Origin of the sequence: Paenibacillus sp. UASWS1643, assembly GCF_008693195.1 — a bacterium.
GTDB lineage: Bacteria > Bacillota > Bacilli > Paenibacillales > Paenibacillaceae > Paenibacillus > Paenibacillus amylolyticus_B.
The window spans coordinates 1,321,470-1,348,355 of sequence record NZ_VXKZ01000115.1; the positions used below are offsets into that span (position 1 = coordinate 1,321,470).

Annotated in this window: 15 protein-coding genes; 2 read left to right on the forward strand and 13 right to left on the reverse strand. The window is 45.3% G+C overall.

Features of this window, described 5'->3' with window-relative positions; all coding sequences use genetic code 11:
* Positions 1 to 53: 53 nt before the first annotated feature.
* From FE296_RS30055 to FE296_RS30070, 4 genes are all read right to left on the reverse strand, one after another.
* Positions 54 to 1,937 carry a beta-glucoside-specific PTS transporter subunit IIABC gene (locus FE296_RS30055; protein WP_150367418.1) on the reverse strand — a complete coding sequence of 628 codons (1,884 nt, stop codon included), beginning with the start codon at positions 1,935 to 1,937 and terminating at the stop codon, positions 54 to 56.
* Positions 1,938 to 2,147: 210 nt separating this feature from the next.
* Positions 2,148 to 2,978 carry a BglG family transcription antiterminator LicT gene (licT, locus tag FE296_RS30060; RefSeq protein ID WP_150367419.1) on the reverse strand — a complete coding sequence of 277 codons (831 nt, stop codon included), beginning with the start codon at positions 2,976 to 2,978 and terminating at the stop codon, positions 2,148 to 2,150.
* A gap of 292 nt (positions 2,979 to 3,270) precedes the next feature.
* Positions 3,271 to 4,713 carry a 6-phospho-beta-glucosidase gene (locus tag FE296_RS30065; RefSeq protein WP_150367715.1) on the reverse strand — a complete coding sequence of 481 codons (1,443 nt, stop codon included), beginning with the start codon at positions 4,711 to 4,713 and terminating at the stop codon, positions 3,271 to 3,273.
* Between the two features lie 465 nt (positions 4,714 to 5,178).
* Positions 5,179 to 6,009 carry an amidohydrolase family protein gene (locus FE296_RS30070; protein WP_150367420.1) on the reverse strand — a complete coding sequence of 277 codons (831 nt, stop codon included), beginning with the start codon at positions 6,007 to 6,009 and terminating at the stop codon, positions 5,179 to 5,181.
* Positions 6,010 to 6,269: 260 nt separating this feature from the next.
* Here FE296_RS30070 and FE296_RS30075 point away from each other — a divergent pair, with 260 nt between their 5' ends.
* Both FE296_RS30075 and FE296_RS30080 read left to right on the forward strand, forming a co-directional pair.
* Entirely contained in the window at positions 6,270 to 7,997 is a 1,728-nt protein-coding gene (locus tag FE296_RS30075) for a cellulase family glycosylhydrolase (RefSeq protein ID WP_150367421.1), read from the forward strand.
* A gap of 131 nt (positions 7,998 to 8,128) precedes the next feature.
* Positions 8,129 to 9,028 (forward strand): manganese catalase family protein, encoded by a 900-nt coding sequence (locus tag FE296_RS30080; RefSeq protein WP_076214846.1) that lies wholly within the window; start codon positions 8,129 to 8,131, stop codon positions 9,026 to 9,028.
* Positions 9,029 to 9,212: 184 nt separating this feature from the next.
* Here FE296_RS30080 and FE296_RS30085 read toward each other — a convergent pair whose 3' ends face one another.
* The 9 genes from FE296_RS30085 to FE296_RS30125 all read right to left on the reverse strand — a co-directional run bounded on the left by FE296_RS30085 (position 9,213) and on the right by FE296_RS30125 (position 26,788).
* Positions 9,213 to 11,195, reverse strand: a complete 1,983-nt coding sequence (locus FE296_RS30085) for a sucrose-specific PTS transporter subunit IIBC (RefSeq protein ID WP_150367422.1) — start codon at positions 11,193 to 11,195, stop codon at positions 9,213 to 9,215.
* 26 nt (positions 11,196 to 11,221) lie between these two features.
* Entirely contained in the window at positions 11,222 to 12,697 is a 1,476-nt protein-coding gene (locus FE296_RS30090; protein WP_150367423.1) for a glycoside hydrolase family 32 protein, read from the reverse strand.
* Positions 12,698 to 13,081: 384 nt separating this feature from the next.
* Positions 13,082 to 14,065, reverse strand: a complete 984-nt coding sequence (locus FE296_RS30095; protein ID WP_150367424.1) for a LacI family DNA-binding transcriptional regulator — start codon at positions 14,063 to 14,065, stop codon at positions 13,082 to 13,084.
* A gap of 246 nt (positions 14,066 to 14,311) precedes the next feature.
* Entirely contained in the window at positions 14,312 to 15,985 is a 1,674-nt protein-coding gene (locus FE296_RS30100; protein ID WP_150367425.1) for a ribonuclease J, read from the reverse strand.
* Between the two features lie 216 nt (positions 15,986 to 16,201).
* Complete coding sequence (gene rhaA, locus FE296_RS30105) at positions 16,202 to 17,473, reverse strand: L-rhamnose isomerase (protein WP_124114434.1); 1,272 nt, start codon at positions 17,471 to 17,473, stop codon at positions 16,202 to 16,204.
* Between the two features lie 19 nt (positions 17,474 to 17,492).
* A complete protein-coding gene (locus FE296_RS30110; RefSeq protein WP_150367426.1) occupies positions 17,493 to 19,562 on the reverse strand; it encodes a bifunctional aldolase/short-chain dehydrogenase in 2,070 nt (689 codons plus the stop codon).
* A 179-nt stretch (positions 19,563 to 19,741) separates the two neighbouring features.
* Positions 19,742 to 20,674 (reverse strand): glycoside hydrolase family 5 protein, encoded by a 933-nt coding sequence (locus tag FE296_RS30115; RefSeq protein WP_370739085.1) that lies wholly within the window; start codon positions 20,672 to 20,674, stop codon positions 19,742 to 19,744.
* A gap of 356 nt (positions 20,675 to 21,030) precedes the next feature.
* Positions 21,031 to 23,397, reverse strand: a complete 2,367-nt coding sequence (locus FE296_RS30120) for a beta-galactosidase (protein ID WP_150367427.1) — start codon at positions 23,395 to 23,397, stop codon at positions 21,031 to 21,033.
* A gap of 52 nt (positions 23,398 to 23,449) precedes the next feature.
* Positions 23,450 to 26,788, reverse strand: a complete 3,339-nt coding sequence (locus FE296_RS30125) for a DUF5107 domain-containing protein (RefSeq protein WP_150367428.1) — start codon at positions 26,786 to 26,788, stop codon at positions 23,450 to 23,452.
* Positions 26,789 to 26,886: the final 98 nt, after the last annotated feature.

Here is a 26,886-nt window from a genome sequence, read left to right on the forward strand (position 1 = left end):
GTCAACGGAACGATGAAAACACTTCACCATCAGATTAATACATCAATCTACTTTTATTCCTGTCCCTTTCCGCTATTCAACTTCAATAGAAGCTCCTGGCTATGAACCTGACCTGTAGCCTGTGGAATTACATCCTCGTAGTTGGCTGAGTTGGTTACTATAATTGGCGTTACCGTATGATAACCAGCAGCCTTAATCTGTGCAATATCAAATTCAAGCAACAGATCTCCCGCTTGGACCCGATCGCCTTCTTTGATATGGGAAACAAAATGCTGCCCATCCAATTTAACGGTATCAACCCCCACGTGAACCAATATTTCAGCACCGGTGTCTGATACTACAGCCAAGGCATGTTTTTTCTTAAATGCAACGGTAACTGTACCGTCAAAAGGCGCTACGACTCTGCCCACAGCTGGCTCAATCGCAATACCTTTACCCATGGCTCCCGATGCAAAGGCCGGATCTGGAACTTCCGATAATTCAACAATTGTTCCTTCGATTGGGCTAAATACATTTTCGTCCGAAGCATTCGTTGCACGAACAGGTTGCTCGGCAGATGCAGCAGGTTCGGTTTTTGTTTCTTCTTCTACCGGATCTTTAAAGCCCATAATGTACGTGAGTACAGCCGAAACAACAAAGGATACTACGATACCCAGAATCAATCCAGGGAAGCCTTGTCCACCTGGTCCGTAGAAGATTGGCAATGTCAGCAGTCCCGGTGCGCCGGATGCAAATGCCAATGTACCCGCTTGACCAATAATAGCTCCACCAACTGCACCACCGATAACTCCTGCAATGAATGGACGTTTCAGTGGTAATGTTACCCCATAAATGGCCGGTTCCGTAATACCGAACAATGCGGTCAACGTGGATGATCCAGCCAGCGTTTTCAGTTTTTTGTTCTTGGTTTTCAGCATAACCCCAAAAGCAGCACCCGTTTGAGCAAAGATCGAAGCTGTCGCAGCGGGTTTAACACCATCCTGTCCATACACTGCAACGTTGTTGATAAATACCGGAATGAGACCCCAGTGTATTCCGAAGATCACGAGCAGCTGCCAGCTTGCACCCATAACGGCTCCAGCGAGTAATGGACTGAATCCAAATGCGGCAACGAGTCCGGCTGCAATTGCATTACCAACGTAGACACCAAATGGTCCGAATACCAACAGTGTCAGTGGTACCATAATCACTAGCAAAAACAATGGTGTAACAAAGTTTTTCACACTATCGTGAAGTGTTTTATTAAAGAACTTTTCCAACTTGCTCATGACAATGACAGCTAAAATGATAGGAATAACTGTAGATGAATAGTTCATCAAAATGACAGGGATACCGAAGAAATCCGTTGGTGTTCCCTCTGATTTCAACGTGACGATGGACGGATAGATCAATGCTCCTGCAATCGTCATCGCGACAAACATATTTCCCTGGAATTTACGTGCTGTTGTAACCGCTAACAACAGAGGCAGGAAATAGAAGAGACTATCTGCTGCTGCATACAGGATCGTATATGTTGTTTCTGTCGTTTCCAGCCATCCGATATTGCTTGCAATCAACAATAACCCTTTTAGAATACCCGCCCCCGCCATAACACCCAGAAGTGGTGCAAAGATGCTGGATATGATATCGATAATCCCCCCGAGCCCTTTGGCTGCTTTGCGAGGTTTTTCTTTATCTGACGAATCGTCCAGAATGTTACTGATCTGTCCAATGGCACTATAGACTTCAGGCACCTTGTTACCAACAACCACCTGGAACTGTCCTCCATTTTCTTTGACTGCGATGATGCCTTCTGTTTTCTCCAGTTTGGCTTTGTCTGCCTTGGCATCGTCCTTCAATACAAACCGTAATCGTGTTGCACAATGAACCAGCGATTCCACATTTTTCTCACCGCCGACCAGTTCTACAATCTCTTTGGCCAGTTTCTCTTGACTCATGATCTGCACCCCCACCTTTTCTCAAACAGGCCCTTACCGATTTTTTTGCACGCAAAAAACCTAAGCCTTGAGCAAGGGGACACAATGGTCCTGACCTTCTCATGACTTAGGTTTTGCCTGCATAACCAGTAACAATCCCAGTTAAATCGTATTTAATTCCTGTTAATCACATATTATTATAATTAAACCATTTTTGTCAACATTTAAATATTATCGATTAACCACTCGTTCGATATGCACCGTCAGATACAATTTTTCTTCATTGGTCAACTCATGGTTGTATTCCTTGTTGACAAACAACTCAATTTTCTCCGTACACGCTGCGGCATCCGGATGTTTCTCCTTAATCATGTCATAGAAATGATCATAGTTGTTGTCGTAATGCGTACCACTGAGCACACGCTGGGAGAAGAACTTCAGATGTGTGATAAAGCGAAAATAACTGAGAGAGTCCTCATCAAATTCCATTTTGAAATGATATTTCGCTATATTAATAATCTGCTGGATGAACTTCGTAATATTCATCGTTGTAATAACTTCTTCGTTCATCTCTGCGTTGACAATATGAAGGGCAATAAAAGCGGCTTCATCTGGTGGAAGCTCAATATTCATTCGGGTGTTGATCTGTTCCAGCGTCCTCAGACCCAGTTCGAATTCGGGCTTGTACAACTGTTTGATCTCCCACATTAATGCGTTCTTGATCTCCACGCCTTCCCGATAACGTTCGATGGCGAAGTTAATATGATCTGTAAGAGATACATAGATGTTCTCATTCAGCTTTCGGCCCAGGTTCTCACGCGCATACGTGATGATCTCTTCCACAATTTCAATCAGTTCCATCGGAACTTCGCGCAGCAGCATCTTGAAATTATCGGAAGTTTGTTTGTTTTTCAATGCAAATACTTTCTGGATGCGGGTCTCGTCTACTGTATCCCCCGGCTTTTTCTTAAAGGCAATCCCACGCCCCATCACCACAAGCTCTGCTCCATCCGCCTGATAGATGCTAATGACGTTATTGTTGATAACCTTTGCTATTTTCACTTCAATCCCCCCGTCACGTTCCACTCTCTTGGCAGTTATACATCGTCTTTTGGGCATACAAAAAAAACCTGAAGCATCACAAAATAAACAAGACATGGTGGTCTGCTTTTTTTGGTGCTTAGGTTTTGCCTACTTCAAGTAGTAACAATCCCAGAAACGATATAATTGCGTCAAGTATAGCGCGAACCTGACTATATGTCAACGCTTTCAATGTGAGGACAATCGGAAGTTCCGTGAATTCATGGTTCTTCCGATTGCTTATAATTAGAGCTAATCCGATTTACCTTTATGACTAAGCGTCACCCAGGTTTGTTCCGTTGGATTCGATCACATCTTTGTACCACTCAAAACTCTTCTTCTTCAGCCGTGTCAGCTCTCCTTGACCTTCATTATTACGATCCACGTAAATGTAGCCATAACGTTTTCTCATCTCACCTGAGGATGCACTTACAATATCAATAGGTCCCCAGCTGGTGTAACCGATGATGTTCACACCATCCTGAATAGCCTCACCCATTTCAGCTACACGCCGTTTCAAGTAGTCAATCCGGTACGCATCATCCACTTCACCTTCCGGGGTAACCACGTCATTGGCTCCAAATCCATTCTCAACAACAAACAGCGGCTTCTGATAACGATCATGTAGTTGATTGGCAGTAATACGGAATCCTTTGGGATCAATCGTCCATCCCCATTCGGACTTCGCGAGATATGGATTGGCTACCGATCCAAATACATTACCGCTGGTCATATTTTTGATAACTTCCGGATCGGTGCTGGTTGTACGACTTGAATAATAGCTGAACCCGATATAATCTACGGTATGATTCTTCAAGATTTCTGCATCACCTGGCTCCATAACAATATTCAATTCGTGGTCCTTGAAGAAACGTTTGGCGTAACCCGGATATTCCCCACGTGACTGCACATCGATGAAGAAATAGGACTCTCTATCTTTTTCCATGCCCTGGAAAACATCTTCCGGATTACAAGTATACGGATAGAAGCTTCCTGCGGCGAGCATGCAACCAATCATGGCACCTGGAATAATCTCATGACATGCCTTGACTGCCAATGCACTTGCAACTAGTTGATGGTGAGCAGCCTGATATTGAATTTCTTTGATGTTATCCCCTTCATTAAACGCCAGCCCCGCTCCAAGAAACGGAAGATGAAGCAACATGTTGATCTCATTAAATGTCATCCAGTATTTTACCTTGTCTTTGTACCGAGTGAATACCGTTGTAGCGTACGTTTCAAATAGCGTTACCAGTTCACGACTTCTCCAGCTGCCATACTTCTCGATCAGATGCACAGGCACATCAAAGTGAGCCAATGTAACCACAGGTTCAATGCCGTTTTTCAACAATTCATCAAACAGGTTATCATAAAATTGCAATCCGGCTTCATTTGGCTGTGCATCTTCTCCTGTCGGGAAAATCCGTGCCCAGGCAATGGAGACACGCAGTGCTTTGAATCCCATTTCGGCAAACAAAGCAATGTCTTCAGGGTAACGGTGATAGAAGTCGATCGCTTCATGTGAAGGATAGAACTCGGTAGCAAGCGGCGTAAAAGCCGGAACATTGCCTTTCATAATACTTCTGCGGTTCTCTCCTGTCGGAAGCAAGTCAACGATACTCAGTCCTTTGCCATCTTCCAGATACGCGCCCTCCGCCTGATTGGCAGCAATGGCTCCACCCCACAGAAAGTCTTTAGGATATTTAAAATTCGTCATCATCATTCTCCTTCCAAATATGTAATTCAGCTAACCGCTCCAATCGTAAGAAACATTAATAAGACAAAATATTTAAATTGAACTACACAATTACACATAAACGGAGAGGACAGAAAAAATCTGGAGAAGCGAAGCGTTCGCCTAAAAGCTTTCTGCAAGAAAGCTACATCGGAAGCATACGCTATCACCGGATTTCCCCTTTAAAAAAGGGATCAAAAAATCTGGGGATAACAGCGATTGGAAGATTGTTCTGGCCGCGCAGTCGTCTCGTGTAAATCGGTTGTTCAACTTAAATAGAAAAAACCCGAACCAGCCTGGGTACACGATTACGTGTAAACAAGCCAGCTCAGGTTATGCCCATATCGGTAACATTCCCAGATCATGATTATGCGGATTGGATAAAACTTTAGCAAGAATCAGAACAGTTGTCAACTTCTTGAAACCGGTTTAGCTTCGGATTGCCCACTACGATATTTGATAGAACGCAGCACATGTGCCGCCAAGAATCATCTGTTGATCTAGTATAGGTAAGGCATTAATGTGCGAGTTAATGAGACCGTATACTTCAAAATACGTAGCTGAAACGTTGCTTACGGGCCAGTCGGACCCGAACATCAACCTTTCCGCACCAAAGGCTTCTATGGCGATATTCAGATAGGCTGTAAAATCCTTTGGAGTCCATTTTCCCCAGTCTGCTTCCGTCACCATTCCTGAAAGTTTACAGTACGCATTAGGTTGTGCGGCCAATGACTCAAGTGTTTCTTTCCAGGGTGAGATTATGCCTGATTTTATGTCGGGTTTGGCTAGATGATCAAGTACAAATCGCTGCTCAGGAAACGTCTTAACCAGTTCCACCGCATAAGGTAGTTGCTCCTTGGATACCAACAGATCATAGGCCAAATCATACTCTTTTAGCAATGAAATTCCGCGCTGAAAGTCTTCTCTCAATACATACTTCAGATCAGGTTCATCCTGTATGACATGACGTACGCCCTTCAGATATGGATTGGACGCGAACAGTTCAAGCTGATCCCGAACTTCATTTGAACAAAGATCTACCCATCCGACAACACCTTTGATAAACTCGTGCCGATCTGCCAGCTGCAGAAGCCACTCGGTTTCTGCCAGTGATTGTCTGGCTTGTACCGCAATACATCCCTCCAGTCCTGATTGGACCAATAAAGCTTCAAGATCTTCCGGAAGAAAAGATTGACGAATCGTTTTCATCTCTTCGCCAATCCATCCGTACTCGGCGACATTGTATTCCCAGAAATGTTGATGTGCATCCAGCTTCATATTAGATCCCTCCCAGGGTATTTAAATCTAATTATCATTAAAAAGCAATCACTGATTTTCACATGATTTTTATTCCAATTGTGCAGGTATTGTCCAATATTAAATCATGATATAGTAAATTACGAAAACGCTTTCAGAACATAAATCGGTGGTGATTCCAGTATTAAACAAGTGGATTTTTGTTTGCGTTGAGCTTTATTTTCACCCTGCTTAACCGCTATTCACGTTCAACCATTCTCTATTCGAAGGAGACTATATTAATGAAAAAAAACCGCAAATCAGTCCTATCTCTTACACTTGTGACTGCCCTGATTCTATCTCTATTCTCCTCCGCTATGGCTTCAGCTGCGACTGACAACAGCGAACAGGCCAGTGCCTCACCCCCTCCAAGCAAAATGCAGACCTATGTGAACGCCATGGAGCCTGGCTGGAATCTGGGTAACTCTCTGGACGCCGTTGGTGAGGATGAGACAGCCTGGGGCAACCCACGCATTACGAAGGAACTAATTCAATCGATCGCAGCTGAGGGCTACAACAGTATCCGTATTCCTGTGACCTGGGAAGCCCACATCGGTGACGCACCCGACTACATAATTGATTCCGCTTACATGAATCGGGTTCAAGAAGTAGTAAACTGGGCCCTCGATGCGGATCTCTACGTCATGATCAATCTTCACCATGATTCCTGGCGCTGGATCAGTTACATGGAGAAAGACCATGACAACGTGCTTGCACGTTACAACGCCGCTTGGACTCAGATTGCGGACAAATTCAAAGATGCATCCGATAAACTTATGTTCGAAAGTGTTAACGAACCACGTTTCTCCGAAGGCGGCACAACAGATGCAGCGACTGGATATCGCATGCTGGACGAGTTGAATACTTCTTTTCACAAGATCGTAAGAACTTCGGGTGGAAACAACGAGACACGTCCACTTGTGCTTCCAACGATGCATACCTCTTCCGCTCAACCTGATCTGGATGAACTGAATAAGACCATTCAAAAATTGAATGACAGCAATATTATTGCAACCGTTCACTACTACGGGTTCTGGCCATTCAGTGTGAACATCGCAGGTTACACCAAGTATAACGAGGAAGTACAGAAGGACGTTACCGACACATTTGATCGGGTATACAATGCTTTTACAGCGAAAGGCATTCCGGTTATCGTCGGTGAGTATGGCTTGCTTGGTTTTGACCAGCACACAGGTGTCATTGAGCAAGGCGAAAAACTGAAATTCTTCGAATTTGTTGGACAATATCTGCGTCAAAAACAGATGACAACGATGTTGTGGGACAACGGACAGCACTTCGGGCGCACAAACTTTACTTGGTCTGATCAGGAACTATTCAATACCATGCAAGCCAGCTGGACTGGTCGCTCATCCACAGCTGAAACGGACCTCGTATACCTTAAACAAAATGAAACCGTTCAAGATAAAAAGGTAAAACTCAATCTGAATGGGAACAAATTCAATTCGTTGAAAAATGGTACTACTCCTCTTGTCAGAGGTAAAGACTATACGATCAAAAAAGATGTACTTACGTTAAAATCCAATCTGTTAACCAAATTGACAGCCTCTGGTGATTTGGGCGTAAATGCCACACTCACAGCTGGATTCAACGAAGGTGCTGACTGGAACTTCAATATCATTAAATATGACACACCTAAGTTGAACGATGCAACTGGTACAACCAGTGCATTTGCCATTCCGACTACGTTTAACGGCAATCAGCTGGCCACGATGGAAGCAACATATGCAAACGGAGAGAACGCCGGTCCACAGAACTGGACTTCGTTCAAAGAATTCTCCTACACATTTAGCCCAGATTACGAACGTAATGTGATTGAGCTGAAACCTAACTTCTTCAATGAAACCAATGATGGCGAAGTCACACTTAAGTTCCATTTCTGGAACGGAGATGTGCTGACGTACAAAATCACGAAAAATGGAACCAGCGTTGTGGGCGTAGCTTCCAAATAAGAACTCATCTAACGTTCTGTTCAGAGCTGAAAGCTCTGGCAGAACGTTTTGTTTTTGTTTCACAAATGATCGAATAACGTACAAGTGCCCCTTCATACCTTTACACTAACTAGGATTGAGGGGGAAATGTCATGTTTAAACGTGTAGACCGTCTTGCCATCGAACTACCCATATCCAATAATCCGGACCCTAATGGAGCTAGTGCAGTTCAGGAGTTGCTTGGTGGAAAGTTCGGGGAAATGTCAACATTAAATAACTATATGTTTCAGTCATTTAATTTCAGAGGCAGATCCAAGCTGCGTCCTTTTTATGACATTGTTGCAAGTATTACCGCGGAAGAATTCGGCCATGTCGAACTTGTCGCCAATACGATTAACCTTATGCTTGAAGGTTCAACATCGCCAGGTGCTCCAGACTCCACACCACTGCGTGTTGGTAAAGACGCACGGATGACGTCACACTTTATCGAATCTGCCCAGACAGCGCTCCCTTATGACTCAATGGGAAGACCCTGGAATGGTTCATATGTCGTGAGCAGTGGCAATCTGATCTTTGATCTGCTGCATAATTTCTTTCTTGAATGCGGAGCCAGAACTCACAAAATGAGAGTCTACGAAATGACAGACAACAAAACAGCCCGAGAAATGACAGGATACCTGCTTGTACGCGGCGGTGTGCATGTTCTTGCGTATGCCAAGGCACTGGAAATTGCAACGGGTGTTGATGTAACAAAGATGTTTCCTATTCCAAGACTGGATAACAAAGCTTTTGAAACGACACGTAAGTGGGAAGCGATGGGAGAACATCGCAGGCTGTACACGTTCAGTGACAAGGATTATCAGGGGATTGCTCAGATTTGGAAAGGGACACACCCAACCGATGGCGGTAAACTGGAGGCTTTTGCAGGCTTGCCGGGGTATGGAGGGCCAGTACCTGAGCTGCCTGATCTGCCGGAAGAATTTGCGCCAGGGATATCCGCAGAAGATCTAATGCAGATTGCAGAGCGACTGAAACGTCACGCTGGTCTGTAGGATCACGATTAACGTTTGTTTTTCATAGGGCGTCGATTGGATAACCGTAAACTGGTGCTCTCTTGCATACTAACTCACTTGGATCCTTAGATCACCGATGATCTATTTCTTTGATTTCTTATGGCGCACACAAAAAGGGAAACGGGTGAGATGAATCTCTCTCCGCTTCCCACTTTACACGCCTCTATTGTGGCTCAGTAAAATTCACTACAAGTACCGCTTCCCCATTGGCTTGCACACGACCGGTTGAGGTTGCTGTAACAGTTGCTATCGCTTCGTTTCCACTTGGGATCAAGACAGGTGTAATCACCGGCAGACCCGCAGCCTGAATGACGTCCATGTCAAATTCAATCAACAACTGTCCTGCAGTTACACGATCACCGCTATTCACATGTGCGTTAAAACCGTTTCCTTTTAGTCCAACGGTATTAATTCCGATATGAACCAACATCTGTACACCTGTTTCATGCTCCAGAATCACCGCATGTTTACTCTTGTGCATCACATGTGCGATGACTCCATCAAATGGTGCATACACTTTTCCTTCTGATGGCTCAATGGCAATGCCCTCACCCATGTGTTTTTCTGAGAACGCCGGGTCAGGAACCTGCTCCAGAGCAACGACGGTACCGTTCATTGGCGAAGCTATTTCGAGAAAATCTACCTTAGGACGATTGCTTGTAACGGCATCGGTAACTGAATTAATACGCGCATTAGATTCCTCTGCTATAACTTCAGTTGATGTTACTCCACTGTTTTCATGGCTCACCGATTCCTCTGCAACCGGTTGGTCCTTATATCCGAAGAACCAGGTAAGTGCAAAAGCAATGGCCATGGCAACCACGTTGGACAAGATATACAACGGCAGTTGGCTGTTCAGATAGAGCAATGTTCCCGGAATAACCGTTACTGCCATGCCTGTACCTTGCAGATGGAACAGGGAAGCGATGAAACCACCTACACCACCACCAACCAGTCCCATAATAAATGGTTTCATGTAACGCAAGTTAACTCCGAAGATGGCTGGCTCAGTAATGCCTAGAAATGCGGACAAGGAAGAAGGTAATGCGAGTGCTTTGAGTTTCATATTTTTGGTCTTCAGACCGACTGCGAGACAAGCCGCTCCTTGTGCTGCCATGGCGCAGGTAATGATGGCGTTGAACGGATTAAATCCCGTTTTTTCCAGTAGTTGAATCTCCAGGAAATTAAAGATGTGATGTACACCGGTAACGACAATAATCTGATGGAAGAATCCAATGATAATACCTGCGATGCCAAACGGAAGATCCAATACGGCAGTTGTTCCATGCAGTACCCACTCTTCTAGGGAATGGAATACGGGACCAATCGCGAAAAGTCCAAGCGTAATCATGACTGTTAACGTAATAAAAGGAGTCAGAATTAAGTCCAGTGCCTCAGGTACACGTCTTCTTAAGACCTTTTCAAACTTGGCTCCAATCAAACCTACAAAGAACGCAGGCAGAACCGATCCCTGATAACCCACGACAGGTATAAAACCGAACATATGCAGCGGCTGTGCTGATCCATCTGCCACCGCGTAAGCATTGGGTAATGCGGGATTGACCAGCATTAGCCCCAGTACGATACCTAGTACCGGACTTCCGCCAAATACGCGGAATGCGGACCACGCTACAAGTGCAGGTAGAAATGCAAAGGCCGTATCCGTCAGGATTTGAGTGAATAACAAGAAATTGGCCGAAATATCATCCGGTGTTGCACCGAACAACGCCAGAATTTCATTTTGAGTAAGTAATCCGCGCAATCCCATGAACAGTCCTGTAGCTACCAGAACGGGAATGATGGGTACAAATACGTCACCAAACGTGCGGATAGCCCGTTGAAAAGCATTTCCTTCCTTTTTCCCCTGACTCTTCACATCATCCTTGGACGATCCTTCGATGCCCAGCTTCTCAACCTCTTCAAAGATTCGATTCACTGTTCCCGTACCAAAGATAATCTGATATTGACCCGAGTTGAAAAAGGCGCCTTTCACCTTCTCGATGTTCTCGACCGTTTTCTGATCAATCATTTCTTTATCTTTCACCATGATGCGAAGACGTGTTGCACAATGTGCAAATGATGCGATATTCTCTTTGCCCCCGATGGCATGAATGACTTCCTGGGCAATCCGTTGATTCTCCGACATGTTATCTCATTCCTCTCACGTAATACTTAATAATGCCATTTTGTTGCTTCAAAATCAGCTTTGCCTCCGCGTGCAAAGAAACGAATATCCACGCTGTCCCGGCTTGGGAAAATCCGGCTGGTAAAGACCTCTTCCCCATCGTTCACAAAAACCTCGACTGAAGATGCATCTACGAACAGATGGAACTTAATCACTTCCGCAGTAAGTGTGCACTGTCGTACAACGCCATTCTGCTCTGCCAGCTCGGCACCAGACATCGTCCGATCCAGAATAACTTTCTGCTGAATCCGATCATACAGAAGAATCGTTTTCTCAGTTCGACTTGCACGGAATTCGATGCCCACCATCTCTGCATCTACTTGGCTTATCTCACAGATCAGCTCAAAGGAAATTCCATTCAAACCAGTGAAAGATCGACTCTCATGGTCAATCGTTGCGCGAATATGCGTGCCTTCCTCCTGCTGGCGCAATTGCTCCATCTCTGTAACAGGTTGTTGGATTAACTTGCCGTCTCGGAGTGACAATTGCCGAGGAATGGTCAGGCAATGAGCCCAACCGTTATCGTCTGTCGGATACGCTAGATCGGGAAGTCCCATCCATCCAACCAGAATACGTCTTCCGTCCGGAGCCTGCATCGTCTGCGGAGCATAGAAGTCGAATCCACGATCCATCTCCTGAAATTCACCATGTTTGAACTCTCTCGTCTGAAGATTGAGCGGCTCACCGATCAGATAACCGGATTGAAAAATATTCTGATATTGATCTCCCGCAGCATCTAAGCCTTGTGGGGAAAAGACAAGTACACCTTTCCCGTCCAGCTCCATATAATCCGGGCACTCCCACATGTAACCAAAGGAGGTTAATTGCGTACGGATTTCACCCAGAAACCCCCAGTTATTCAGATCAATTGAGCGATACAGCACCGTACATCCCGTCTCGTCTGTTCTCTGCGCACCGATTACACAATAATACGTGTCTCCTTGTTGCCACACCTTGGGATCTCTGAAGTGTTCCGTGTATCCGGCTGGCACAGACGAGATCACGGGATCATTCAGTTTGATTACTGAACCGCTTTCATCCATAACTGCCAGGCATTGATACGGGTGTCTGACCCAATCCTCATCTCTGGTATTGCCCGTGTACAGCAAGTGCAGCTTGCCGTCTTTTTCAATCGCACTGCCGGAATAAGCCCCGTGTGAGTCATACCTGCCACCCGGTTCGATTCCAATCCCGACATTTTCCCAGTTCACCAGATTCTTCGAGCGGGTATGATACCAGTATTTCATGCCATGTTCTGTTCCAAGTGGAAACCACTGATAGAACAGATGATAATAGCCTTGATAATATGCAAAGCCGTTAGGATCATTAAGCAGACCTGTTATCGGCTGAATGTGATAACTCTGTCTCCATGGACACTTGGATATCTGTGCTTCAAGCTTCGCAATCTCTTCAGGCTCTGCTTGCTCAATTCGTCTGTAGCGTTGCTCTCTAGTCATTTTCATAGCTGTTCTCCATTCCTTACTTATATAAGTTAGACCAAGAAATTTCACACTGGGACTACGATGGCAGAACAATCCTCCGATCGCTGTTATCCCCAGATTTCCTGATCCCTTTTCTAAAGGGTGAAATCCGGTGATAGCCTATGCTTCCGAAGCAGCTTTTCTTACAGAAAGCTTTAAGCGAACACTACGTTTCTTCAGATTTTTTCTGTCCTCTCCGTAAATGTTTATTTCTTATTTAACTTATACGAAAATCAATTATAGGAACCGGTTCCAATAGTCGCAAAAAAATAACTCCATATGGCATTAATGCCTGCCCGTGTTCGCATATCCGCATTGGATATTCATAATGGAACCGGTTCGATGGAATTATCATAAAGGATGTTTTTATAATTTGTCAACGCTTTCTCGAGGAATTAGTTCTACGTCCAGTGTTGTTCGTTCCTCCACCGACTCGCCTTTCACCAGACGAATAATGTGATTCGCCGCTACTTTGCCCGCCTGCAAATAATGATATTTCACAGTCGTCAGCGTGGGGTGAATCATCTCCGTAATATCATATCCGCCAAATCCGGTAACGGACAAATCTTGCGGTATGCGGATTTTATTGGAGAACGCAATCTTCATCACACCCAGTGCGATATTATCCGTGGCCCCTACAATGATCGTTGGTGTGATTTCTTTCAGGATGGCTTCAGCGGTAACGATGGCTTCAGACATCTTAAAGCTCGTCTCATAATACTTCACTTCACATCCACCACACTCTGCGATTGCTCGCTGGAACCCTTGTTTACGATAGATCCCTACCGCCCGATCCTTTTCGCTAACCCCCATATACACGATCTTGCGATGACCCTGTTCGACGACATATCTGCCCATCTCATAACCTGCCTGATCATCATTGTGAACCAGACTATGTAGTTGTTCATGCTGCTGTCCCACCAATAACACCGGAATACCGATGTCCTCCACTGCTTTCAGATGTGCTTCTGTCACTTCAGCAGCCAGCAGAATAATACCCGATACCTTCTGTCTAGCAAAATCATATATGGCGTCAATCTCGCGCTGCATATCCTGACTCGTATTAGCGATCAGCATCTGATACTGATTACTTCGCAGTTCTTCATCAATCCCGATCAATGTCTGGGATGTCGCAAAAGAATCGAGTCGTGGCACAACCGTGCCGATAATACTGGTTTTCTTGGCCTTTAAACTCTGTGCAAATGTGTTGGGAACATAATTGTATTGTTTGATAATGCGCTCAATTTTCTGGCGTGTATCCTCACTAACCGATCCGCCATTCAGAAAGCGAGAGACGGTGCTTTTTGCCACACCTGCCATCTGAGCGATATCAGAAATCGTTTTATTCATAAAGACTCCTCTTATTTTCATTAACTGTTTTACCTTTTATTATACTTCGATCGCAAACCCATGGCGAATTTGATTCAACTCCGTGTATTGTACATCGTGTTGTTTAACTCCGATGAAATAGCAAAAGCCCGATGGCAATGTGACGTTCATACAGAAGTATGATCCGACATGCCTCAGGCTGTTAAACTTACTTCCATATACACGTTCGTCCAGATTAGACGAGCAAAAAAACTGTACACTGCTGAACTAGACTTCGATAATGATCGGCAAAATCATGGGTCTTCGCTTTGTTTGAGCATAGATATAGTGGCCGATATCATCCTTCAGCTTTCTTTTCATCACATTCCACTGATTCACACCCGCACCGGTTAACTCATCCATCCTGCTTAGAACCAATCCATGGATTTCCTTCATAAATTCTTCCGAATCCTTCACAAACACAAACCCCCTGGAGATGATTTCGGGTGATGCCACCATCTGTTTCTCCGTCTTGCTCAGTGTAGTGACAATCACCAGCATCCCATCTGAGGATAATTGCCTGCGATCACGCAGTACAATATTACCTACGTCGCCGATGATCAGACCATCCACGAGACTGTTCCCCGATGTTATTTTGGGACCATGAGCAGCCACGCCGTCTTTGTATTGAACCATATCTCCGTTATTCACAATAAAGACATGATCACGCTCTATACCTACGGACTCGGCAAGCAGTCTGTGCTGGTACAACATGCGGAACTCCCCATGGATGGGTATCAGATAATCCGGTTTCATGAGTGTCAGCATCAATTTAAGTTCTTCCTGACTCCCGTGCCCAGACACGTGCATCCCTGCTGCACCACTTGAACCGTAAATTACGCGTGCACCCAGAACATACAGATTATCAATGACATGAGCCAAATTGCGTTCATTGCCCGGAATCGCACCAGCTGCAATAATAACGGTATCTCCAGCCTCCACTCTTACATGAGGATGTTTGCCTGTTGCCAATCGAGACAGTGCAGCCATGGCCTCACCTTGACTTCCAGTACATAATATAACCACTTGATCAGGTGGATACTGATTGGCGTCTATGGCATCAATTAACAATCCGTCGGGAACTTGCAAATAACCCAATTCACTCGCAACCGATACCACGTTCACCATACTTCGACCCAGCAGTGCAAGTTTGCGCCCTGTCTCGAATGCTGCATTGACAATCTGTTGTACCCTGCTGACATTTGATGCAAAGGTGGAAATAAACACTTTTTCTTTTGCGCGAATGAAAGCATCCAGAATGTGATCTCCAACTACACGTTCGGATGGTGTGAATCCAGGTCGTTCGGCGTTGGTACTCTCGGAGAGCAAAACATGAACACCCTGTTTTCCTATCTCTGCCATCCGATGGAGATCCGGGAATGGTCCGCTAACCGGAGACATATCAAATTTGAAATCCCCGGTATGTACCACATTGCCAACTGGTGTCTGGAAGAAAATCCCTAGACAGTCCGGAATACTATGACTGGTTGCAAAGAAGGAAACCTCGATACTTCCCAGCGTAATGATAGACTTGGCATCGATCGTATTCAAGTCAGCCTTGCGCAGCAGGCCATGCTCTTTCAGTTTAAGTTCAATTAATCCGCGTGTAAGTCTGGAAGCATATACAGGGATGTTCATTTGTTTTAATAAATAGGGAATGCCTCCGATATGATCTTCATGTCCGTGAGTAACTACAAGAGCCTTCACTTTATCCAGATTCTCCAACAGATAGGTTACATCCGGGATGATCAGATCAATCCCCGGCAAGGTCTCATCCGGAAATTTCGAACCACAGTCAATCACGATAATATCCTGATTATACTGAATAAAATACATATTCTTTCCTATTTCATTCACGCCGCCAAGTGCAGCAATGTACAGTTTGTTATGGGCTAGATTCAACGCTATTACTCCTCCTCTGCGTGCACACTTTTGCAATACGGATTCAATGTTCCTAGTATGGAAGTAATCGCCTTACTTAATTCATTTCAGATTATTTATGCCAAAAAAACCACCACGGAAATTTCGTTCCGCAGTGGTTAATAAAATGTTGCCTTTAAATTATGAAGCATGCAATGTTTATTTCACGACTATTTCGTATACGAAAATTAAATGCGCTTACACCAATGATTTATCACGCTGTAGTAATACGTCTTGTTCATAGGTTTTGATATCGGTGATCCACTTTTCACGGACTGGAACGCCTTGCTGAGCACAATAGTAGTCCCAGATCGCGCCAAACGGATACGATTTGAACTCTTCCGTTAAGGCAAGGCGCAACGTGTAATCCCCTTCCAACTCGGCTTGTTTCAAGGCATCCACCGGTTCGAGCATCGCTCGGAGAAGGGCTTTGATCGTGTTGCGAGTACCCACAACCCATGCAGCTACACGGTTAATACTTGCATCGAAGAAATCCAGTCCAATATGTGTGGTCGCAAGCAGATCATGTCGAACCAGTTCACGGGCAATTTCCAGCAACTCATCGTCCATGATTACCACGTGGTCACTGTCCCAGCGCATCGGGCGGCTTACGTGAAGCAGAATGCCACTTGTAAACAAAGATAGGGACGACAGTTTATTGGAAATAACCTCTGTTGGATGAAAATGGCCTGCATCCAGACAGATTAACGTATCATTTTGCAAACCGTAACCCATATAAAATTCATGAGAACCCACCACATATGCTTCCGAGCCCAGACCAAACAGCTTACTCTCTACCGCGTCCAGGTTGTGCTCCGGGTTAAGTGATTCGGCGAATACTTCATCCAGCGATTCTTTGAGACGTTTGCGTGGTGTCAACCGATCAACCGGATTATCCTTGAACCCGTCTGGTACCCATACATTGGTTACACAAGTCTGACCAAGCTGTTCCCCGAAGTAAGCACCAATCCGGCGGGATGCCTTGCAGTGATCAATCCAGAACCTGCGAATTTCAGGGTCTGGATGACTGAGCGTGAACCCGTCACTTGATTTTTCATGGGAAAAACATGTTGGGTTGAAGTCCAGACCGAGTCCTTGTTCTTTGGCCCACTTCACCCAGTTCTCATAATGCTTTGGCTCAATCTGATCCAGTTCAACCTGCTCGTCGGTATCCGTGTAAATCGCGTGTAGATTGACCTTATGTTTGCCGGGAATCAGAGCAAAAGCTTGTTCCAGATCGTTACGAAGTTCTGCTGGTGTGGTCGCAGCCCCCGGATATTGACCTGTAACGGAAATCCCCCCTGTTAACTCCCCATCTTTATTCAGAAAACCTTTGACATCATCGCCTTGCCAGCAGTGTACGGATACTTTGATCTCCGCGAGTTTATTCAGCACCTCGTCCGTATCTATTCCGTGCTGGGCATACAATGCCTTGGCTGCTTCATACGCTTGCTTGACTTGGTTATCCATCCGCAAGAACCCTCCTATTTTAACGTGTAAATGCTGCCGGTACACCGCCATCAATGGTCATCATGCAACCGGTTGTTTTTTCGGATTTCGAAGAAGCAAAGAATGCAATTCCTTCCGCAATATCTCTTGGATAGATATTCACAAGCAATGTCGTCCGTTTGCGATAATACTCTTCCAATTGATCCGGTTCAATTCCATATGCAGCTGCTCGTTCATTTCTCCAGGAACCGTTCCAGATTGCTGAACCCTGTAGAATGGCATCTGGAAGAATCGTGTTGACACGAATGCCATACTCTCCACCTTCTGCTGCAATACAACGTGCCAGATGTGCTTCCAGCGCTTTCGCTGAGCTGTAAGCAGAAGCACTTTTACCTGCATACACCGAGTTCTTGGAACCGATAAATACCATGCTTCCCCCAATACCCTGTTGTTTCATCAGCTTGAACGCTTCACGAGCGACGAGGAAATACCCTGTTCCCAATACATTCATGTTCAGGTTCCATTCTTTCAAGGATGTTTCGTCAAATGGGCTTGATGTCGCTAGTCCCGCATTGTTCACGATGATATCCACTCCGCCATATTGCACCGCAACATCTGCATACGCAGATTGAACGGCTTCCTCATCGGTTACGTCCATTTTCAGCGCATAAGCACGATTCGCACCGTACTGATCATTGATTTCCTGTGCTACCTTCTGTGCGCCCTCCAGATTGAGATCAGCAAGCACCACATGTGCGCCTTCAGATACCAATCTCCGCGCTGTTTCACTTCCGATACCACCTGCGCCGCCTGTGATAAACGCTACTTTACGGGAGAATTCGGTTTCGGCCGGAGCCAAAGACAATTTATACAATTCCAGCGGCCAGTACTCCACATTGTAAGATTCGTTTGCGCTGAGTGATACAAATTGACCCAAGCTAGTAGCTCCACGCATAACAGCAATCGCTCTGTGATACAACGCTCCGCTTACTTGGGAAAGCGCCCAGCTCTTGCCTGTGTTGATCATGCCCACACCTGGAATGAGGATAACGCGCGGTGCCGCTTCGAACATGACATCACCTTCGTTTTTGTTGCTCTCAAAATACTGTTGATATTGCTCTTTGTAAGCAGCCACACCTTCTACCAGCTTGGCTTTTAAGCCTTCGATATCTTCGGCATTCGGTGTCCAATCGATGAACAGAGGTACCACTTTGGTATGTACCAGATGATCCGGGCAAGCTGCACCCACCTGAGACAATTCCGGGGAATCTGCTCCGCCTACAAAAGCAAGTACGTCCTCTTGATCATCAAAGGATAAAATCATTTTTTTACTATCCGATACCGCTCCACGAATCGTTGGCATCACACGTGATACGATCTGACGACGAACATCAGCGGCAAGTGCCGGGTGCTTCACACCACCAAACAAACTTTCTTCGTTCACTCGTGCTTCGATGAAAGCTTCTGCTTCATTGATAATCTTGATCGTTTGAGCGTAACATTCCTCGGATGTTTCACCCCAAGTGACAAGTCCGTGTTTTTCCATCAGTACGAGTTCGGCATTGGGGTTCGAGAATACGCTTTCAGCAATCATTTTAGATAACGTAAACCCTGGACGTACGTAAGGCACCCATACAAATCGATCACCGTAGATCTCTTTCGCCAATTCCTTGCCGTTATGCGCACAACACAGGCTGATAATCGCATCCGGGTGCGTATGATCCACATGTTTATATGGAAGGAACGCATGCAGCAGAGTCTCGATGGAGGCACGCGGGTGCTTGGCATCAATCATGCAATGTCCCAGATATTCTACCATCTCTTCATCCGACATGGATTCACGTTCAATTAATGGTCGAATGTCTTCAAGCCCAAGTCCGGTAAAATGTTTCGCTTCCATGGAACCCAGATCAGAGCCGCTTCCCTTCACATACATTACTTCTACATCACGACCACGAAAATCCTTCACTGTCGTTTTGGTAGACGTATTACCACCGTAGATGTTACATACACTGCGATCAGATCCAATCAGATTGGATCGGTAAACCAACTGCTCAAGTCCTGTTGTTTTCTCAGATGCCTGCGATGCATTCCATAAACTCTGTACCATTTGTTTCCCTCCGATAATGTTTGTTTTATTCCTAATCCGAGTTTAACATCTTTGTTTTATTTTGAAAACAAAATATTTTAAAACAAAACGGAAATATTCAAAAGCCATCATAGATTAAGCTTTTTTATTAAAAAAACACCCTGACGTAACCGTCAGAGTGTTCCTGTTTCATTGGTGGATTAGAAAATCCCCGCTTTTTGGGAAGTGTTTTTAATACCATAGGTATCATTAACTACGGTGTTGCCAAAGCTCGTTAAGCTTCCGTTCGGACCTGTGGCCATGTCCAGATAGTTCAGACCAGAGCTGTTTCCGTACCAAGACCAAGCCAGCCAGCCTACCCCTTTTTCCTGACCATACCTCATGATGGCATACTCGTCCACATCACCGTTTGTGTGATATCCCCCGAATTCACCAATGATCAGAGCCAATCCTTTGTTCAGCACATTCTCCATATTGGCTTTGACCGTTGCAGCATCTTTGCCAGCATACTCATACATATGAATGGAGAAGACGGTATTCTTTTGAGAATCGGCTGCAAATACACTTTGTCCATAATCCACGATGGATTGAGGGAACTGTCCCCATCCGGCTGCATCCACAATTAGCGTATTTTTGATTCCCGCATTACGGAGTTTCGGAATAGCTTTTTTGTAACCATCAGCCCACGCACTTCCATTCCACGTTCCATACCATTCATTGGCGATGTTGACGATTACCCGATCTTCTTTGCCTATCAAAGCTTCCTTAATACTAATCCAGTAGTTCACTGCCGCATCCAACGAATTATAATCATCTTTCCCTGTGGCGTCATGCACTTCAAGTACAGCTATCATTTTATTTTGGTTAACCACATTAATAATATTTTTAACAGCGTTCAGATCATCTTTGGTGTACAGGCTACCATTCGAAAGAACAATGCGTACCGTATTGGCACCTGTTTTGGCGATTGCAGGAATAGCGGTATTCAGATCATTTTTGAACCAGGAATGTCCGTGATTAACACCTCTCATGACAAAAGCCTTGCCTGTGGAATCGTATAACTTGTTACCGCTTACATAAAATCCTGTGGCAGCAGATGCTTTGGGTGCTGCACTACCTAATACCATGAACATAAGAGCAGCAATAACCGTGAAGATGGTACACTTTTTCAGATTAACCATTCGTTTGGAACCTCCTGTATTTGTTTTTTTTATTTCAATTAACCCTGCTCTAGGCAATAAGTTAACTAAAATCGGTGGTAATAGAAGTTTTTTTGGTAGTAAACAAACAACATATAACCTTATTAAGTTATGTTATTATCCATAAATAAACTTTATCGATAAGGTTATGAATTAATAATAAAATGAAAACGCTTACTAAGCAAGTCTTTTTTACCATTGAATAGCAATCTTTTCTTTTTACACCACACATCAAAAAGGCTCTTTCCCCTCACACCCGTTCGGAGAAAGAACCCTCTTTATTTTAAATGTCAGTCAACTCTTGTACTCTTTGATTTTGATGAAGTGTCTTCCCTACCTGCTATTATCAACCCAACCCGATAATGTGGTCTTACCCGAATCTCATTAAACTTCCCGATCTCCACGCCCTCAAACCGCTCCACATAAGCCTGATTCACATAACTCTTAATCGTTCCTCTTCGAATTGGAGTTATGGAAAGACGAAGCTCGTGATCGGCTAGCAAATGACGGGATTGCTTCAAACCAAGCATCCAGCTATGCCCATATTGAATATGATCTGTTAAAATCTGATGATGAATATGCGCTGCTGCAACGTCTCCTTCATAATCAATCTCAACCCATACGTCATCTACTTGTTCCGGCCACGCTGTATCCAATCTCAATGTTGCTGCATACTCTTTCGGATAATCAACCTCTACAGCCGGCTCGTAAGGCGAAACCTGGAATGTGTACGTATCGAATATTCCTCGCTTTGACTGGGATGACACAGCATATTTAGAAGGTGAAACATGCTCTGGAGCCGGATAGAAGGATACCTCAAACTCTGTTTGCTCCAGGGAGTTGCATATGAGCATCTCATTCTGCACATACAGATGACTGCTGCTAATTACAAGCCTTTCTTCTCCGCCCACATGGAAACGGTAGGCATGTAATGCCTCTTCACGGGTCAACGTAATGATTCGTATGACCGTACCGTCCGATGTTGTGATACTCAGATGATGGTCCATGCCAGCCATCGGGTGAATAATAACTTCATTACCCTGCTCGGAAACGGGACCTTCGGACATATCCACATTTGTAACAGATGTTGCATCAATAACATACTCAGGCGCCATGCCTTCATGAGCATAAAACACAGCCGTGAGCTCCTGATTTACCATAAATCGGGTCAGTGGCTGAACGGTAGCACTAATGATCTTCATTCCATTCAGATTCATATGGAAAGGCAGAATGGCTGCCATGCCGGATTTTAGCTGCATCGTGCCTTCTCTTGGATAAAAAGCAGTCCCTTTGCCGGTATGCAGCTCCAATTGTATATCTCGATCAGGCAACGCAACATGATCCTGATAATTATTCATGAACAGGAATCCTGAGCCTTCTTGTTGACGAACAGACCAGCGCAGATCCATCATGTTCTCCGGTGTTATCGAATGTTGCTCTTCCGGTATAACACTGCCCATTGGCGCAAGCAGCTCACCGTATGCTTCCAGAAACATTGACAAGGTTCGAATGCGGTCATACGATTCACCAATACGTCCAAACTCCCCGAGCGGGGCTTGGTAATCATACGTCATTTTAGGCAATGCCTGTTCGTTCATATACGTTTTTTGCCCTACCGGATTGGTTCCACCGTGATACATATAATATCCAATCAGATTACTGCCATTTGCCAGCTTCACAATGGTCATCGCCTCAACACTGTCCGCATCTACAACCGGCCGAGCATGATAACTGACCTGCATGCCACCAGCTAGTTCGCAATACGCCGCAGGATACTCCAGACTGTCATAATCCACTTCTTCAACAGGATTCATATGCAGATCCTGGAATAAATACTCTCGGCTTGGAGGCTGATTGGGAATCCATGGTGTATAGGCATACCCCGCAAGCATAGGCAGCGTTCCTTCTTCAGGCACCGCAGCATTACCCCAGGCCGTGGCAGTATAGAACATCGGCTTCATACCGACTTCTTCGGCAATATGGCGAAGCATCTTCAGATGTTCTCGTCCATCCCTGCCAGAGGAAATGTATTTTTCGCGGGTATATCCCCAGGCATCCATGGGTGCGCCAGCATGCATATACTCATTTTCCAACTGTACCCCGATAATAGGGCCACCCTCCTGATAAAAACAGCCGTTGAGCTGACGGGCAATCTCCCGATATAATCGCTTGGCGTAATGCAGATAGCCTTCATCATTCGATCTTACTTCAAATGGATAACTGAATAACCAATCCGGCATCCCTCCATTACGAACTTCCCCATGACAGAATGGACCAATTCGCACGATCAGAGGCAGCTCATGTTTGCCACACAGATCCACAAAGTGCCGCAAATTCAGATTTCCTGACCAATTAAACTCGCCTTCCTGCTCCTCATGAAAATTCCAGAACACATAAGAAGCAACGATGTTCACCCCTCCGGCCTTCATCTTCAGTAATTCTTCTTCCCACTGTAAGTAAGCGAATCTGGAGAAATGAAATTCACCTACCACGGGAATATGAGGTTTATCATTACGAAGCATATAATAGTTGGTAAAGTCATAAGACTCCCCTCGTGGATTCTTGCCGCTACTACCCGTCATACGACCCGCACGAATTTCTTTATCTTTTGCATCCAGTATAAAACGAATCTGGCTTCCTGCTATACTATCGTTCATGGATTATATAACTCCTTCGGTATATATGGGATAGGGTTGAATCGATTAGCAATTATCTATGGATGACTGCCCCTTGATGATTGGGGTTCTTCTCCAGAACCCGCTCCAACTCAAGTTCGGCTTCATTTGTCCGACCAAGGCCAAGAAGACCTAATGCTCGCATGTATCGGCAATGTTCTTCATTACGCTGGTTGAGATCATCGTCAAACACCAGGAAATCGGGCAGAGATACCGCAAAATAATCCATTCGGATGTGATCATGCATATGTCTTTCCGCATAGTCAATGAGTTTGTTAAACCGTCGGTTGGCTTCCTTCACATTGCCAAGCTTCTGCCAGGCCAGACCCTGATAATAGATGGATTCCGGCGGTTGATCATTATAAAACATCGCGCTTGCCGGTTCATTCAAACCGATGGATGCTCTGTGGAAATTCTCCTCTGCCGCCTGATTATTCTTCAGTTGCTGGTAGGCACAGCCAAGATAAAAGTAAACTGGGTTGTCTCCGGCTCCCTCCAATTTGCCTTCACCTAAGTTCTCCGGGTAAACCAAAGCCTTCTTCAACAGCTCCAATGCCAGTTCAGGTTGTTGTTTCTCCAGATTTCGCTTCGCCAGTTCCGTCAGTGCCGTAACATATTGTCCTGTTACCTTGCCTTCTCCACCCTCCCATGGATGAAACCGCCGGGTCTGAAGGGCATTCCATGCTTCCTGATGACTACCCTGCATATTCAATAAAGTTACCCACTCAATGTACAGATCGTCACGATGATGAACCAGCTCCATGTGATCTTCCAGCTGTTTGATTCGATGCTCGCAGGAATACCCCATCTTCTTGCGCAGCTGATCCAACTCGTAGAAGATCCGTGCATCTTGCGAATCCAACCGGAAAGCTTCCTCCAATGATGCCAGTGCAAGATCGGGCCGATTCGACTTGTTATAATAAGCCAGTCCCAGATTCCGATGTACAGTCGAATATGCAGCATCCACCTCGCGTGAAGTTTCCCAATGGGTGATTGCTTCCTCGTATCGTTTATGATCATATAACCAATTTCCCAGGTAATAGTGAGCACGCGCATCATTCGAATCCACTGCCAATGCATCCTGAAGCACCATGAATTCAAATAACGTATTAGGAAAACAATAATCCGTTGGAGCAGCTTTCCCTTGTCTTAGACATTCCCGGGCCTGCTCAACATCCCCCAGCTGACGATACAAGTAGGCCTGAGCATAACCAACCATAGGATACGCCCGTGAATTTTCGGAATCAACATAGGAGAGTACCGTAAGTGCTTCTTCACACAACCCACTATCCGCATAATCCGCGGCTACATTCAGATAATTATAAACGTCTCCTCGCATCAGACGATGGAAATGCTCACGTGCTTGCTCCGCTTGTTCTCTCTCTGAAGGTGCAGTTACTCCGCTGTAGATCAGGACTAATTCATGTGCGGCTCCAAATTCAACCGGGTCCAGTTCCAATGTCTCACGCGCATATTGGATCGCCTGTTTATCTTGACCCATTCTGCGTAACAGAGCCACCTTCAGATGCCGAGCCTTATAATTTCGGGTGTTGCGAATCAGCGAACGTTCGATGTGATCCAACGCTTCGATGTCCCGATGTAACGCCGTATCGATCTGAGCAAGCATGTAATAACCTGTATCCTGATACTGTGCAGACCATACGGCTTTATACAGTGCTGCGTAGGCTTCTTCCTGTTTCCCCTGTAGTTTCAAACTCAGACCGAGTTGGTAAAATGTTTCACTATCATATGGATTCGTATTTTTCCATGTCAGCGATTGTACGGCATGTCTGAAATGCTTCTCTGCATCTTGAAACAGCCCTCTACGTAGCAGCAATGTGCCATACGCAATGTTTAGACGGATATCCGTTGCATCACGCTTCAAACCTTCCAGATAGTAAGGTTCCGGTTCATACGTGGCATGCCGATATTGCTCCAAATGAAGACCAGCCAGATATAGTTGTTCATTCGTACGAATCTCGGATGGTAAGGGAAGTGGTTTCGCCGGATCGGGCACTTCCTGTATCTCAGACCTTTCAGGCTGATAGGTCACAAGTACTTTACCTTCCGCAGTTCGAACACTTAACTTCAACTGATGCCATTCATCTTGTCCGCTCGACGGGAATGAAGACTTATATAGTTCCGTAGGTGAGATATTACATCTCTCATGGAGATATACCGTGGTTGATCCTATCACTTCAACGGTCACTTGTTCAAAAACCGACGTCGCATATACCATCACGGTTACCATTCCGGTCGTTTCGTCCATTTCCAGATTAACTGCTGCATCAATCGTTGCATTTTTGACCATGCCAATTCCTTTATACGGCATAAAATACTGCGAAAATGATTTCGCTTCATAGGGCTGTAACCACGTAAAATCAGGCTGATTATCGGTATAGATCCCGGTCATTAATTCAATATAAGGTCCATCCTCGTCCGTTAACTGACGATCCCAGGCTTGCCCGAATTCCCCATTCCCCCAAGTCCATTGCTTCTTGCCCGGAGAAATATGATGATTGGCTACATGCAGCAGGCCTGCCTGGATCCCATGGTCATAACCCCCTACAAAATTATAATCCGACTTATACGCCATATAGGATGTTGGAACCGGTATGTTTTTGTAGCGCGAGATATCCACACCTTCGGAATAGTCCATCTTGTAATAGGTGCCGGTTGCGATTGGGAAGCGGGATACGTCCCGTTTTCCGTGGTCCAGCACAGCCGTTACATCAGGTGGAAAGACGGATTGCGTATGATCGTTGACAGCTACAGCGGGATTGGCCCACCATAGAAAAGTTTGAGGTGTGCTGGTGCGATTGTATACCTCGGCATGGATTTCAAGATAGGCTTTGCCGGGATGTAATGTGAAGCCAGCGGTCATTTTGGTACCATACATGCGATCAATCTCACCCACCCACACGGTAGCGCTTCCATCTTCATTACTGCCAAATGTATAATCGACTGGACCAAACGTGTTGGGCCGATGATGCTGTGGCCAGTTGAATTCGATTCCCCCAGAAATCCATGGTCCTGCCAGACCCACAAGTGCAGGTTTAATTACCCGGTTATAATATACAAAATCGTAGTTGTTGGTCCGATCCAGCGCGCGATAGATCCGTCCACCCAGTTCGGGCATCATCTCAATACGTACATATTCATTTTCGAGAATAATTAATCGATACGACTTCATTTTTGCTTCATCTTCAATGCTGTCGATCACGGGATGCGGGTACACCTTACCCGAACTTCCCTGATAGATTCGCTTTTCAAGAAACATCGGATTTTTGTCCGGTTTACCTGTACCATAGGTTGGAATATCTCTGGTTTCTTCCCATATGCGAACATTTGATTTTGCTGTCACGTGATTCAATTCGCTCACTCCTCGGCCTCGTATATATTGTGATCATACGCTCCGACATGCAGGAAGAACATTGACATTAAGCGGTTCTTGATGGACGATCTTCGGAT